At 66.1% G+C, this 13,352-nt stretch carries 13 protein-coding genes and 2 tRNA genes; 13 read left to right on the top strand and 2 right to left on the bottom strand.

Annotation, left to right across the window (positions count from 1 at the left end):
* Window positions 1-66: 66 nt before the first annotated feature.
* On the bottom strand, window positions 67-2,163 hold the full coding sequence (gene uvrB, locus C666_RS16440) for an excinuclease ABC subunit UvrB (protein ID WP_004343808.1): 2,097 nt from the start codon (window positions 2,161-2,163) through the stop codon (window positions 67-69).
* 153 nt (window positions 2,164-2,316) lie between these two features.
* Between uvrB and C666_RS16445 the strand changes: the two genes are divergently transcribed.
* The 7 genes from C666_RS16445 to C666_RS16475 all read left to right on the top strand — a co-directional run bounded on the left by C666_RS16445 (window position 2,317) and on the right by C666_RS16475 (window position 6,915).
* Window positions 2,317-3,525, top strand: coding sequence for an amino acid aminotransferase (locus C666_RS16445; RefSeq protein ID WP_004343810.1), 1,209 nt, complete (start codon window positions 2,317-2,319; stop codon window positions 3,523-3,525).
* Between the two features lie 90 nt (window positions 3,526-3,615).
* Window positions 3,616-3,691 (top strand) — tRNA-Asn (locus C666_RS16450).
* Between the two features lie 73 nt (window positions 3,692-3,764).
* Window positions 3,765-3,840 (top strand) — tRNA-Asn (locus C666_RS16455).
* A 153-nt stretch (window positions 3,841-3,993) separates the two neighbouring features.
* The gene (locus tag C666_RS16460; RefSeq protein ID WP_004343811.1) at window positions 3,994-4,266 is read left to right on the top strand and encodes an AbrB/MazE/SpoVT family DNA-binding domain-containing protein; all 273 of its coding nucleotides are present in this window, start codon (window positions 3,994-3,996) and stop codon (window positions 4,264-4,266) included.
* Window positions 4,263-4,667, top strand: coding sequence for a type II toxin-antitoxin system VapC family toxin (locus C666_RS16465; protein WP_004343813.1), 405 nt, complete (start codon window positions 4,263-4,265; stop codon window positions 4,665-4,667). The genes C666_RS16460 and C666_RS16465 overlap by 4 nt, the downstream gene beginning before the upstream one ends.
* A gap of 170 nt (window positions 4,668-4,837) precedes the next feature.
* Window positions 4,838-5,680: a hypothetical protein gene (locus tag C666_RS16470; RefSeq protein WP_004343814.1), complete on the top strand. Its 843-nt coding sequence runs from the start codon at window positions 4,838-4,840 to the stop codon at window positions 5,678-5,680.
* Window positions 5,681-5,952: 272 nt separating this feature from the next.
* Window positions 5,953-6,915 carry a TerC family protein gene (locus C666_RS16475; protein ID WP_004343815.1) on the top strand — a complete coding sequence of 321 codons (963 nt, stop codon included), beginning with the start codon at window positions 5,953-5,955 and terminating at the stop codon, window positions 6,913-6,915.
* Window positions 6,916-6,949: 34 nt separating this feature from the next.
* On the opposite strand, the gene C666_RS16480 is transcribed toward C666_RS16475, so the two are convergent.
* Window positions 6,950-7,864: a LysR family transcriptional regulator gene (locus C666_RS16480; protein WP_004343818.1), complete on the bottom strand. Its 915-nt coding sequence runs from the start codon at window positions 7,862-7,864 to the stop codon at window positions 6,950-6,952.
* A 171-nt stretch (window positions 7,865-8,035) separates the two neighbouring features.
* Between C666_RS16480 and C666_RS16485 the strand changes: the two genes are divergently transcribed.
* From C666_RS16485 to C666_RS16510, 6 genes are all read left to right on the top strand, one after another.
* Window positions 8,036-9,145: an S-(hydroxymethyl)glutathione dehydrogenase/class III alcohol dehydrogenase gene (locus C666_RS16485; RefSeq protein ID WP_028791972.1), complete on the top strand. Its 1,110-nt coding sequence runs from the start codon at window positions 8,036-8,038 to the stop codon at window positions 9,143-9,145.
* Window positions 9,146-9,155: 10 nt separating this feature from the next.
* Window positions 9,156-9,989 carry an S-formylglutathione hydrolase gene (fghA, locus tag C666_RS16490; RefSeq protein WP_004343821.1) on the top strand — a complete coding sequence of 278 codons (834 nt, stop codon included), beginning with the start codon at window positions 9,156-9,158 and terminating at the stop codon, window positions 9,987-9,989.
* Between the two features lie 228 nt (window positions 9,990-10,217).
* Window positions 10,218-11,510, top strand: a complete 1,293-nt coding sequence (locus C666_RS16495; protein WP_004343822.1) for a sulfurtransferase — start codon at window positions 10,218-10,220, stop codon at window positions 11,508-11,510.
* A 112-nt stretch (window positions 11,511-11,622) separates the two neighbouring features.
* A complete protein-coding gene (locus C666_RS16500; RefSeq protein ID WP_028791973.1) occupies window positions 11,623-11,802 on the top strand; it encodes a hypothetical protein in 180 nt (59 codons plus the stop codon).
* Window positions 11,803-11,817: 15 nt separating this feature from the next.
* Window positions 11,818-12,492: a DUF6969 family protein gene (locus C666_RS16505; RefSeq protein WP_004343823.1), complete on the top strand. Its 675-nt coding sequence runs from the start codon at window positions 11,818-11,820 to the stop codon at window positions 12,490-12,492.
* 203 nt (window positions 12,493-12,695) lie between these two features.
* Window positions 12,696-13,352, top strand: a 657-nt coding sequence (locus tag C666_RS16510) for a 2'-5' RNA ligase family protein (protein ID WP_004343825.1), incomplete at its 3' end; no start/stop codon positions are given.

Consider the following 13,352-nt stretch of genomic DNA (forward strand, 5'->3'; position numbering starts at 1 on the left):
CCGCGGACCGGCGCCCGCTGACCCCCGCCGGCCCGGCCGGCCGCGTGCGGCCGGCGCCATCACATCTCATCCGCCATCGTGGCGGTCGGCGCCGAAGGCGCGCTCGCGCAGCCGGAAAAGCTCGTCGCGCGCCGCGGCGGCCTTTTCGAACTCGAGGTTGCGGGCATGCTCCTGCATGTCCTTCTCGAGGCGCTTGATCGCCCTCGCCAGCGCCTTTTCGTCCATCGCCGCGTAGTCGGCTCCCTTCTCGGCCACGCGCGCGGCGTCGCGGCTGGCGCCATCCGAATCGTAGACGCCGTCGATGATGTCCTTGATGCGCTTGGTCACCGACTTGGGCACGATGCCATTCGCCTCGTTGAAGGCGACCTGCTTCTGGCGGCGGCGCTCGGTCTCGCCGATCGCCGCCTTCATCGAGTCGGTCATGCGGTCGGCGTAGAGGATGGCGGTACCGTGCAGGTGGCGCGCGGCGCGGCCGATGGTCTGGATCAGCGAGCGCTCGGAACGCAGGAAGCCTTCCTTGTCGGCATCCAGGATCGCCACCAGCGATACCTCGGGAATGTCCAGGCCTTCGCGCAGCAGGTTGATGCCCACCAGCACGTCGAACTCGCCCAGGCGCAGGTCGCGGATGATCTCGACCCGCTCCACGGTGTCGATGTCCGAATGCAGGTAGCGCACACGGATGCCGTTGTCGGCCAGGTAGTCGGTCAGGTCCTCGGCCATGCGCTTGGTCAGCACGGTGACGAGCACGCGCTCGTTGACCGCGAGCCGCTTCTTGATCTCGGACAGCAGGTCGTCGACCTGCGTCATCGCCGGGCGCACGTCGACCTGCGGGTCGATCAGCCCGGTGGGGCGCACCACCTGCTCCACCACCTGGCCCTGGTGCTCCTCCTCGTACTTCGCCGGGGTCGCCGACACGAACACGGTCTGCGGCATCAGGCGTTCGAACTCGTCGAACTTCAGCGGCCGGTTGTCCAGCGCCGACGGCAGGCGGAAGCCGTAGCCGACCAGGTTTTCCTTGCGTGAGCGGTCGCCCTTGTACATGCCGCCGACCTGGCCGATGGCGACGTGCGACTCGTCGACGAACAACAGCGCATCGGACGGCAGGTAGTCGATCAGCGTCGGCGGCGGCTCGCCCGGCGCGCGCCCGGACAGGTGGCGCGAGTAGTTTTCGATGCCCTTGCAGAAGCCCATCTCGTTGAGCATCTCGAGGTCGAAGCGGGTGCGCTGCTCGATGCGCTGCGCCTCCACCAGCTTGCCTTCGCGCTGGAAGAAGGCGATACGCTCGCGCAGCTCCTCCTTGATCGCCTCGACCGCCTTCAGCACGGTGGCGCGCGGCGTCACGTAGTGGCTGGACGGATACACGGTGAAGCGCGCCAGCTTGTGCTTGAGATGGCCGGTGAGCGGGTCGAACAGCGTCAGGTGCTCGATCTCGTCGTCGAACATGTCGATGCGCACCGCCAGTTCGGCGTTTTCCGCCGGGAACACGTCGATGACGTCGCCGCGCACGCGGAAGGTGCCGCGGCGGAAATCGATGTCGGCGCGGGTGTATTGCATCGCCACCAGGCGCTGGATCAGGTCGCGGTGCGCCATGCGTTCGCCTTCGCGCAGGTGCAGGATCATGGCGTGGTAGTCGACCGGGTCGCCGATACCGTAGATGCACGACACCGTGGCGACGATGACGACGTCGCGGCGCTCCATCAGGCTCTTGGTCGCCGACAGCCGCATCTGCTCGATGTGCTCGTTGATCGACGAATCCTTCTCGATGAACAGGTCGCGCGACGGCACGTAGGCTTCGGGCTGGTAGTAGTCGTAGTAGCTGACGAAGTACTCCACCGCGTTTTCGGGTAGGAACTCCTTGAATTCGGCGTACAACTGCGCCGCCAGCGTCTTGTTCGGCGCCAGCACCAGCGCCGGCCGGCCCATGCGGGCGATGACGTTGGCCATGGTGTAGGTCTTGCCCGAGCCGGTCACGCCCAGCAGGGTCTGGTACATCAGCCCGTCCTCGACCCCTTCGCACAGCAGGCGGATCGCCTCGGGCTGGTCGCCGGCGGGCGGAAACGGCTGGTGGAGGCGAAACGGGCTGCCCTCGAAGCTCAGTACCGGGACACCCGTTGCGTGGGCTTCCGGGCCGCCTTGTCCTGCGCTATTGCCTTGACTCGTCATGCTAATATTTCGCCTTGCGTGTGCGGTGCACCAAGGACGGTGCGCCGGACGAAAACGCCGATTATTTCCCAAATCGCGCCTCAAGGCACGGCACATCGCCGTTCTTGCTGCGCGAGTTCATTGCCGCACTACTGGAACGACTGGAGTTCTCTCATGTCCGCTTCGATCTTCGCCGCCGTCGAGATGGCGCCCCGTGACCCGATCCTTGGCCTGAACGAGGCCTTCGCCGCCGACACCCGCGCCGAGAAGGTCAACCTCGGCGTCGGCGTGTATTACGACGACAACGGCAAGATCCCGCTGCTGGGGGCGGTGCGCGCAGCCGAGAAGACCCGCCTCGAAGCCATGCCGCCGCGCGGCTACCAGCCCATCGAAGGCCCCGCCGCCTACAACGGCGCGGTGCAGAACCTGCTGTTCGGCAAAGGCTCCGAGCTGGCCACCAGCGGCCAGGTCGTCACCGTCGAAGCGCTCGGCGGCACCGGCGCGCTGAAGGTCGGCGCCGACTACCTGAAGCGCCTGCTGCCCGGCGCCAGCGTCTACATCTCCGACCCGAGCTGGGAAAACCACCGCGCGCTGTTCGAGTCGGCCGGCTTCCCGGTGCAAACCTACGCCTACTACGACGCCGCCACCCGCGGCGTGAACTTCGCCGGCATGAAGGCCAGCCTCGAAGCCGCGCCCGCCGGCTCGATCATCGTGCTGCACGCCTGCTGCCACAACCCCACCGGCGCCGACCTGTCCGACGCCCAGTGGGACGAAGTCGTCGCCGCGTGCCGCAACCGCGGCCTGGTGCCCTTCCTCGACATGGCCTACCAGGGCTTCGCCGACGGCATCGACGCCGACGCCGTGGCCGTGCGCGCGTTCTCGGCCAGTGGCCTGCAGTTCTTCGTCTCCAGCTCGTTCTCCAAGAGCTTCTCGCTGTACGGCGAGCGCGTCGGCGCGCTGTCGATCGTCACCGCCAGCAAGGAAGAGGCCGGCCGCGTGTTGTCGCAGGTCAAGCGCGTGATCCGCACCAACTACTCCAACCCGCCGATCCACGGCGGCGCCATCGTCGCCGCGGTGCTCAACTCGCCCGAGCTGCGCCAGCAGTGGGAAGACGAACTGGCCGGCATGCGCGACCGCATCCGCGCCATGCGCACCAGCCTGGTCGAGCAGTTGAAGGCCGAAGGCGTGGCCCAGGATTTCTCTTTCGTCATCAAGCAGCGCGGCATGTTCTCCTACACCGGCCTGACCGCCGGCCAGGTCGAGAAGCTGAAGGCCGATTTCGGCATCTACGCCGTGTCGACCGGCCGCATCTGCCTGGCCGCGCTGAACTCGAAGAACATCGGCTACGTCGCCAAGGCCATCGCCCAGGTCGTCAAGGGCTGAGCAAGGATCGAGGCGAGGCGGTGAACGCACAAAAAATCGCCGCCCCGCCTTGACGCTCCATGGCGCCATTCCTATAATGCGCGCCTCTGTTCCCCGATAGCTCAGTCGGTAGAGCGCCGGACTGTTAATCCGTAGGTCCCTGGTTCGAGCCCAGGTCGGGGAGCCAAAGTTTCAGAACCTGCCGTTTTCCAGAAAACGACAGGCAGCAGCAAACACCGAGTTTCACTACAAGTTTCAATTCCCCGATAGCTCAGTCGGTAGAGCGCCGGACTGTTAATCCGTAGGTCCCTGGTTCGAGCCCAGGTCGGGGAGCCAAATCTGTACGCACTGTGGCCGTCGATGGCGGGCGCGGTGCTTCAAGGCCAGTAATCCGGCGCACTGCGGTGCCGAGGATACTGGCCTTTTTCATGGCTTGACGCAGCGCAGTCTTGTATATACATTTTGGCATATACATTGAGAAGCAATGCCATGCCTACCCTATCGAAGCCATCCAGACCCAAGGAAGCCAAGCTGTTCCGCAACAACCGCAGCCAAGCGGTGCGGATTCCTGTGGAATTCGAGTTGCCGGGGGATCGTGTGCTGATTCACCGCGAAGGCAGCAAACTCATCATCGAGCCAGTGACTCGGCCAACGAACATCGTCGAACTGCTGGCGGAGTGGAGGAAAGAAGCCCCCCTTGGGCCAGAAGATCAGTTCCCGGCCATCGAGGACATGCCCGCCCGGCCGGAGGACATGTTTTGAGCGGCTATCTGCTGGACACGAACATCCTCAGCGACCTGATCCGCAACCCGGATGGACCTGCCGCGCGTCGCATCGAACAGGCCGGGCCACAGAAGATTTTCACCAGCATCATCGTCGCCGCCGAGTTGCACTATGGCTACGCAAAGAAGAGCTCGCCCAAACTGCTTGCCAGGGTGGGAGGCATCCTTGAAACGATCCCGGTGCTGCCGCTGGATATTCCCGCTGACGCTGAATATGGCAACATCCGTGCCGAGTTGGAAGCGGCAGGCCAGCCCATCGGCATGAACGATCTGCTGATCGCCGCGCACGCTCATGCGCTTGGCCTCACACTGGTGACGGACAACACGCGCGAATTCCGTCGCATCTGTGGCCTCAAGGTAGAGAACTGGCTGGAAAGATGATCATCTGCCTACGGAGAAACGCCAGCCAACTCGCTTCCCGGGCAGTGGGAATGGGACTCGGGAGGGTGCTGATGCACCTGCCTGCTATTTGAGATTTTCAGCATCTGCTGCGGCGAGACAGATGCGGCGAAGCTGCTAGACTGGAGCCACACTTTCCCTGTGAGACGCGCATGGACATCGACCTCGCCGCCTTCCGTCTCAACGCTCTCGCCCTGCTGATGCGCAGCGATGCCAGCAGCGGCGCCACAAGCACCGGCCAGGCCGGCCTGTTCGAGACACTGCTGAAGCTCCAGAGCGCGCGCCTGTCGGGTAGCTCGGGCGCTGGCATGGCCGGCGCGCTGCCGGGCGACACATCGGCACGGATGCAGTCGGTGCTTGCCCAGCTCGAATCGAGCAACAACGCCTTTCTGCAGCGCTACAACGCACGCGTCGAGGCGATCGGCGACGAGGCCACGGTGCTGACGCGCCTGCGCAGCCGACTGGCCGAACTGGGCAGCGCCGGCGATGGGCTGCAGCAGCTCACGGCCGCCAGTACAGACGGCGAGATCAGGACCGCGCTCGAAGGCTTCATCGCACGCTACAACCAGTGGGACACGGAGTTCGATCCCTATTTCGAGGACGGCGCCCTGCTCGACGACAACCAGGCCGGCGAGGTCGCGCGCTTTTCGCTGCGCCGGGAAGTCGGCTCGATCTTCCACGGCGCGGGCAACGGCGGATTCGCCCTCGGGCTGACCGACATGGGCGTGGGTTTCACGTCCGACGGCCAGTTGCAGCTCGACGAAAAGGCTTTCGGCGCCGCGTTGCGCGGTGGGCGGGATGCTGCGCTGCAGACGCTGCATAATGTCGCCCGCGCCTTCTCCCAGGCGGCGGAGACGCTCGCCTCCGACGGGCATCTGCTCGACCGGCGCATCGACAACGCCGAGCGCGCCGTGGCCTGGGCCGCGGACAACCAGGATTCGGTCGGCGCGGAGTTCGGGCCGGCCGCCGCCCAACTCGCGAAGTGGTATCGCTGAAGGCCAGGCGCGCATCCCCGGGCGAGAGTTGACATTTGCCCCGCCTCGCATACACTCGCGGCCTTCAAGGGGAGTAGCTTCTCAAGCCGCAACATCGTCATCACGGCAGCCTGTCGCCAGACACGCTCCCGGTGCTGCGGGCAACCGGATCATCGGAACATCGATTCGTTGCAAGCGAGACCTTGCCCAAGGGCAAGGTCCGTGCGCGTCGAACACACGCCAGGCCTGTGTCCTTAGGGAACGGGCCTTTTTTGTTTTGTGCGGAGCACGCGATGGAATCGATCGGTACGTGGTGGATGTGGGCGGCGTTTGCCGCCATCGTGTTGGTGATGCTGCTGGTGGACCTGTTCGCCTTCGGCGGCGGCAAGCAGCACCGGGTGTCGCTGAAGGAAGCGGCCGGCTGGTCGCTGGCGTGGGTGACGGTGTCGCTGCTGTTCGCGGCCGGGCTGTGGTGGTATCTCGACGGAACGATGGGCCGCGCCATCGCCAACGACAAGGCGCTCGCCTTCGTCACCGGCTACCTGGTCGAGAAATCGCTGGCGGTCGACAACGTTTTCGTCTGGATGATGATCTTCAGCTTCTTCGCTGTGCCGCTGGAGCTGCAGCGCCGCGTGCTGCTGTACGGCATCGTCGGCGCGATCGTGCTGCGCACGATCATGATCTTCGCCGGCAGTTGGCTGATCGCCGAATTCCACTGGCTGCTGTACGTGTTCGGTGCCTTCCTGGTGATCACCGGCGTCAAGATGGTGTGGTTCGCAGAGCATGATCCGGACCTGGAGAAGAACCCCTTCGTCCGCTGGATCCGCAACCACTACCCGGTCACCGAGGGCCTCGAAGGCGAGCGCTTCTTCGTCATGCGCGACGGCGTGCGCATGATCACCCCGCTGTTCCTCGCGCTGGTGCTGGTCGAGATCTCGGACGTGATCTTCGCGGTCGACAGCATCCCGGCCATCTTCGCGATCACCACCGACCCCTTCATCGTGCTGACCTCGAACCTGTTCGCCATCCTCGGCCTGCGCGCGATGTACTTCCTGCTCGCCGACCTCGGCGACCGCTTCGAGCTGCTCAAGTACGGCCTCGCGACGATCCTGGTGTTCATCGGCACCAAGATGCTGATCGTCGAATGGATCAAGATCCCGGTGCTAGTCTCGCTCGGCGTCGTCGCGGTGATCCTGGCCATCGCCGTCGTGGCGAGCCTGTGGTACAGCGCGAAGAAGGCGAAGCCGCTCGCCTGACTCCATCCAGCCGGCGCCATCCAGCCGGTGCCGCTCAGGCGCGCAGCAGCGACGCCGCCTCGCCGGAGAAATGCTCGACGAGGCGGTCGAACACCAGCCTGATCCGCGCCGCGACCGGCCCGCGCTGGGGGCGATAGACGGACAGCCCCCAGGGCTCGGGGCGCAGCTCGGGCAGCACTTCGACCAGGCGCCCCGCCCGCAGATGGGGCCGGGCCAGCGGCGCCGCCAGTTGCCCGAAGCCGATGCCCGCCACCACGGCATCGGCTTCGGCGCGCGTATCGTCGGTGGCGAAGGCCGGCGTGCGCGGCAGCCATTGCTGGCCGCGCGCCAGGAACCAGACCCAGGGCTTGCCGGTGTTGGGGTCGATGACGACGGTGGTCGGCCGCTCCGCCAGCTCCTGCAGCGTGTGCGGCACGCCGACGCGCGTGATCAGTTCCGGCGCCCCGACGACATGGAAGGGCACCTGCGCCACCGCGCGGGCCACGAAACGGCTGTCGCGCATGAAGCCGAGCCGGACGCCGATGTCGATCTGCTCATCCACGACATCGACGAACTGGTCCGACAGGCGCAGGTCCAGCTGCAGCCCCGGGTGCCGGGCGCACAGCTCGCCCAGGACCGGCGTCAGCCAGTCGCGCTGCAGCGCTCTCGGCGCCGTGATGCGCACCAGCCCGGACAGGCTGTCGTCCTGTTCCTTGACGCTCTTGCGGAAGATCTCGTCCACCCCCTGCACGCCGAGGCGCGCGCGCGCGGCCAGTTGCTCGCCGAACTCCGTGATCCGGGTATGGCGGGTATTGCGGTGGAACAGCAACTCGCCGACATGGCTTTCGAGCTCCTTCACCGCCCGTGTCACCGCTTGCGGCGATACGCCGAGCCGGGTCGCCGCTTCCTTGAAGTTGCGCGTCTCGGCGGCGGAGCAAAAAATCCTGAGCATTTCCAGGCGGTTCTGCATCGTGTCGTTCCAGCGTGAAGCGAAGCCTTTAATTATTCCATAATCTGGAATTCTGAAATCAAAAACTATTCATTCATTGGATCAATCGGTCTTGGAATACTTCAAGGTCCAATAGCCCGGCCCCGAGGCCGGGCCGCGCACAAGAACGACAGGAGCCCTGCAGCCATGACCATCAAATCCCGCGCCGCCGTCGCTTTCGCACCCGGAGAACCGCTGAAGATCGTCGAGATCGACGTTGCCCCGCCCAAGGCCGGCGAGGTACTGGTGAAGATCACCCACACCGGCATCTGCCACACCGACGCCTTCACCCTCTCCGGCGACGACCCGGAAGGCATCTTCCCCGCCGTGCTCGGCCACGAAGGCGCCGGCATCGTGGTGCAAGTCGGCGAGGGTGTGACCAGCGTCAAGCCGGGCGACCACGTCATCCCGCTGTACACTGCCGAATGCGGCGAATGCCTGTTCTGCAAGTCCGGCAAGACCAACCTGTGCGTCTCGGTGCGCGCCACCCAGGGCAAGGGCGTGATGCCGGACGGCACCACGCGCTTCTCCTACCAGGGCCAGCCGATCTACCATTACATGGGCTGCTCGACCTTTTCCGAATACACCGTGGTGGCCGAGGTGTCGCTGGCCAAGGTCAACCCGGACGCCAACCCGGAGCACGTCTGCCTGCTCGGCTGCGGCGTGACCACCGGCATCGGCGCGGTGCATAACACCGCCAAGGTGCAGGAAGGCGACAGCGTGGCGGTGTTCGGCCTCGGCGGCATCGGCCTGGCGGTGATCCAGGGCGCGCGCCAGGCCAAGGCCGGACGCATCATCGCCGTCGACACCAATCCGTCCAAGTTCGACCTGGCCAGGCAGTTCGGCGCCACCGACTGCGTGAATCCCAAGGACCACGACAAGCCCATCCAGCAGGTCATCGTGGACATGACCGGCTGGGGCGTGGACCACAGCTTCGAGTGCATCGGCAACGTCAACGTGATGCGCGCGGCGCTGGAATGCGCCCACCGCGGCTGGGGCCAGAGCGTGATCATCGGCGTGGCCGGCGCGGGGCAGGAAATCTCCACGCGGCCGTTCCAGCTGGTCACCGGGCGCAAATGGATGGGCACCGCCTTCGGCGGCGTCAAGGGCCGCAGCCAGCTGCCGGGCATGGTCGAGGACGCGATGAAGGGCGACATCGAGCTGGCCCCCTTCGTCACCCACACCATGCCGCTGGACGACATCAACACCGCCTTCGAGCTGATGCACGAGGGCAAGTCCATCCGCTCGGTGGTGCATTACTGAGGAGGCGGGGATGGAACGCATCGAACACCGCGCCTGCTTCGGCGGCTGGCAGGACGTGTACCGGCACGAATCAAAGGTGCTGGGCTGCACGATGAACTTCGCCGTGTACCTGCCGCCGCAGGCGGAAAAGGAAAGGCTGCCGGTGCTGTACTGGCTGTCCGGCCTGACCTGCACCGAGCAGAACTTCATCACCAAGGCCGGCGCGCAACGCTACGCCGCCGAGCACGGCATCATCCTCGTCGCGCCGGACACCAGCCCGCGCGGCGACGCGGTGGCCGATGCCGAAGGCTACGACCTGGGTCAGGGCGCGGGTTTCTACCTCAACGCCACGCAAGAACCCTGGGCGCGGCACTACCGCATGTACGACTACATCGTGGAAGAGCTGCCGGCGCTGATCGAGGCGAACCTCCCGGCCAGCGCCGCGCGCGCCATCAGCGGGCACTCCATGGGCGGCCACGGCGCGCTCACCATCGCGCTGAAGAACCCGGGGCGCTACCGCAGCGTCTCGGCCTTCTCCCCCATCGTCGCGCCCACGCAGGTGTCCTGGGGCGAAAAGGCGTTCACCGCCTATCTGGGCGAAGACCGCGCAAGCTGGAAGGCCTGGGACGCCACCGAACTGGTGAAATCGGCCCCGGAGAAGCTGCCGTTGCTGATCGACCAGGGCGAAGGCGACGAATTCCTCGTGAACCAGTTGCGCCCGCAACTGCTCCAGGCCGCCGCCGAGGCCGCCGGACATCCGCTGGACCTGCGCCTGCACCCCGGCTACGACCACAGCTACTACTTCATCGCCAGCTTCATCGGCGAGCACGTCGCGCATCACGCCCGGGCGCTGCGCGGCGCCTGAAACGCGCGGTGGCCCGACCGCCCCCGGCGCTTGCCGGGGGCGCGCCGCTTGCCGGGGCATCCAGTTGAAATATGCCCAACGGAAAAATAAAACGAAAGTGATATAGATATCGGTAATTCGTCGTTTGGTGTGACCGCCTCAGGTTTTACATTTTCGCCCTTGGAAGCACGTCCGGCATGCCGCCGCATCCCCTGCCCGGACCGTCCATCACAATAAAAGGAAGCGAAAATGTCCCCGAGATTCCCCCTGAAAAAATCCCTGCGCGCCGTCCTGCTCGCCGTGAGCCTGCCGGCCCTGGCCATCACCGCCTACACCGGCGCGGCCGTGGCTGCCGCCCCCGCCGCGGCGCAAGCCGCGCAGCAAGGCAACATCATCATCTCCGCCGATCAGGCGAAGAAGCTGGCCGCCTCCGGCGCCAAGATCATCGACCTGCGCCCCGCCAAGGATTACGCCGCCGGCCACATCCCCGGCGCCATCAATCTGCCGTGGATCAAGTTCAACCAACGCGAAGTGGACGGCGTGCGCAACGAGTTCGCCAGCGACGAGGTGATCGAGCGCGAACTCGCCGCCGCCGGCCTGAGCTATGACGATACCCTGGTGATCTACGAGAACAGCGCGCTGCCCGGCCGCGCCTACGTGGTGTTCGATTACGCCGGCTTCAAGAAGGTACACGTGCTCGACGGCGGTGTCGGCGCGTGGAAGGAAAAGCTCTCCACCGAAGCCGTCACGCCGCAGCCGAGCGCCTTCAAGCTGAGCCAGAAGAAGGAAATCCGTGTCGACAAGAAATTCGTCGAAGGCAAGGTGGGCAAGGCCGGCGTGACCATCATCGATGGCCGCGACGAGGAAGCCTATCTGGACGGCCACATCCCCGGCGCGAAGAACCTGCCGGCGCCGAAGCTGCTGACCGCCGAGCGCACGCTCAAGCCGCAGTCCGCGCTGACCCAGGTGCTCGCCGACAAGCAGATCAACCCGGACGACGAGATCGTCTCCTACTGCGGCAGCGGCGTTTACGCGGCCAACAACTACCTGGCGCTGCGCAACCAGGGCTACCGGAACGTGGCCTTCTACGACGCCAGCTGGGACGAATGGAGCCGCGACCCGAAGGCCGGGCAGTCCGTCGCCTACGACAACTACACCTTCGACGTCACGGGGACACAAACCACCGCGGGCAGCAAGAGCGGCGTACCGCAGTTCATCAACATCGACGAACTGAAGAAGGCCACCGACGACAAGAAAGCCGTGATCGTCGACGTGCGCGCGCCGGCCGACTACGACTGGGGCCACATCCCCAACTCGGTGAACGTGTTCTGGGACACCACGCTGAATGCCGACCGCACGCTGAAATCCGCCGCCGAGCTGGACAAGATCTACAAGGCCGCGGGCGTGACGCCGGACAAGCGCGTGATCATCTACGCGCGCGGCGGCTACCAGCTCACCCACACCTACACGGCCCTCAGTCTGCTCGGCTACAAGAACATCGACTTCTTCACCGGCAAGTTCGAGGGCTGGAAGAGCAAATGAGCAGTATTGCCACAGTCCCCGGGGCGTCCTCTGGCCGCTGCGCTCGCGCCGGGGGCACCTCGGCGGCCACCGAATGCCTTCCTGTTCAGTCTGGATCGACGCAAGAAGAAACATGAAATCCCGCAATACGCTCCTCTTCGGTTCCGCCGTGCTGGCCATGACGGTCGCCGGGATCGCGGCCTGCCAAGCGGACGCCCCTGCCGAAATCCCCGAAGCCGCAAGCGCCCGCGCACCAGCCACGGAATCCGCCGGCCAGGACGACGAGGACTACGCGATCTGCGGCGCCATCTAGCACCACGCCCCACCGATGGCCGAAGCGCCTACGCCCGACGTCTTTGCCCGGCGCCTGCAGGCCGCCCGCGAGGCGCAGTTCTGCGAACACGTGCTGGCCAAATCCGCCAGCAACGTGCTGCTGACCACGCTCGGCCACGGCGGGGCCGTCGAAGGCTGGACGCATTACCCGGCGGACGACGTGTTCGATCCCGAAAGCGGCTCACTGTGGTACTACCACTGCCATCTGCCGGCCCGCGACGAGCGCGAGCACGGGCACTTCCATTGCTTCGTCCGTCCCCAAGGCAAGGATGGCCCCATCCATCATCTGGCGGGCATCGGCGTGGATGCCGCCGGCAAGGCCTACCGCCTGTTCACCGTCAACCGGTGGATGACCGGCGACGACTTCATCGAAGCCGAGCGTGCCGGCGAACTGCTCGGCCGCTTCGACGTGCACCTGGACCGCCCCTCCTACCTGGTCAACCGCTGGGTGTCGGCCATTCTGCGCCTGTACGAGGCCGACATCCGCACGCTGCTCTGGGCGCGCGCCCGAACCCTGGCGCGCCATGGCCGGGAGCACGGCAAGACACTGGCGGAGGTCTTGGACGACCGGAGCTTGCAGATCACCTCGGAAGCCTTCATCGATCTGCACGACACCGCGCGCGCACTCGAGCGGCAAGCACCGGCCGACGCCTGCGCACCACGACCATGAACCCTGACGAGCGCCCGCGCCTCGGCCCTCGGCCGTGCCAGCCTGCCCTCGCCCGGCAGGCGCCCGGCTGTGGCTTGTTGCTACCGGGCTGGTATGGAACCATGCGCAGTACCCGCGGCCGATGCCAGACGCCAAGCTCCAGCGGCCGGGCCTCTCAGCCACGGCTCACAACAGCCCCTCAGCAAAGCACCTTCCTCCGCCCGATGCCCTTCACGCACGACATGCCGCCATCGCCGGCGACGACGATCCGCAACGCCCGCCGGGACTTTCACGAATGGCATCTCGGCCGTCCGCATTACCTGCTATGGGCGCTGGATGTCGACCTGGCGCCGGTGCGCCAGCGCATGGAAGCCGCGCAGCATCACCTGTCCGGGCTCTTGCTGGACGATTATGTGCGCCAGCCGCACATCACTGTCAGCCTGTGCGGCTTTCCCAGCATAGCCCCGCTGCACACCGACGATTTCGGCGCCAGCCTGCTGCACGCCCAGATCGATGCCCTGAACAGGCTGCGGCCCGCTGCCTTCGACATCGGAATCGGTGCGCTGGACGGCTTCACCTCGGCACCGTATCTCGCCGTGGATGACCGCGACGGGCACATCGGGCGCCTGCATGCCTGCCTCCGCCTCGCCCCGGAGGCACTGGCGCATGCGGATTACCGGCCGCACGTCACCGTGGGGCTGTATGGCGGCGCGTGGCCGCTGGCTGACGTCCGGACCCGGCTGGCGCGCTTCACGCCCGGCGGACCGCTGCGGCTGCGCATCTCCCGCCTCAGCCTGCTGGGCTACGCGAGCACGGAAATCGGCGGGCGGCTAACCCCGGTCGCCGACTACGACTTCGCCCGCGCCCGCTGTTCGCCTGCC

Origin of the sequence: Thauera linaloolentis 47Lol = DSM 12138, assembly GCF_000310205.1 — a bacterium.
GTDB lineage: Bacteria > Pseudomonadota > Gammaproteobacteria > Burkholderiales > Rhodocyclaceae > Thauera > Thauera linaloolentis.

Bases quoted from the DNA above. Each gene is read 5' to 3' on its own strand.
- uvrB (WP_004343808.1), bottom strand. From the start codon at position 2,163: ATGACGAGTCAAGGCAATAGCGCAGGACAAGGCGGCCCGGAAGCCCAC.
- C666_RS16445 (WP_004343810.1), top strand. From the start codon at position 2,317: ATGTCCGCTTCGATCTTCGCCGCCGTCGAGATGGCGCCCCGTGACCCG.
- C666_RS16460 (WP_004343811.1), top strand. From the start codon at position 3,994: ATGCCTACCCTATCGAAGCCATCCAGACCCAAGGAAGCCAAGCTGTTC.
- C666_RS16470 (WP_004343814.1), top strand. From the start codon at position 4,838: ATGGACATCGACCTCGCCGCCTTCCGTCTCAACGCTCTCGCCCTGCTG.
- C666_RS16475 (WP_004343815.1), top strand. From the start codon at position 5,953: ATGGAATCGATCGGTACGTGGTGGATGTGGGCGGCGTTTGCCGCCATC.
- C666_RS16480 (WP_004343818.1), bottom strand. From the start codon at position 7,864: ATGCAGAACCGCCTGGAAATGCTCAGGATTTTTTGCTCCGCCGCCGAG.
- fghA (WP_004343821.1), top strand. From the start codon at position 9,156: ATGGAACGCATCGAACACCGCGCCTGCTTCGGCGGCTGGCAGGACGTG.
- C666_RS16495 (WP_004343822.1), top strand. From the start codon at position 10,218: ATGTCCCCGAGATTCCCCCTGAAAAAATCCCTGCGCGCCGTCCTGCTC.
- C666_RS16500 (WP_028791973.1), top strand. From the start codon at position 11,623: ATGAAATCCCGCAATACGCTCCTCTTCGGTTCCGCCGTGCTGGCCATG.
- C666_RS16505 (WP_004343823.1), top strand. From the start codon at position 11,818: ATGGCCGAAGCGCCTACGCCCGACGTCTTTGCCCGGCGCCTGCAGGCC.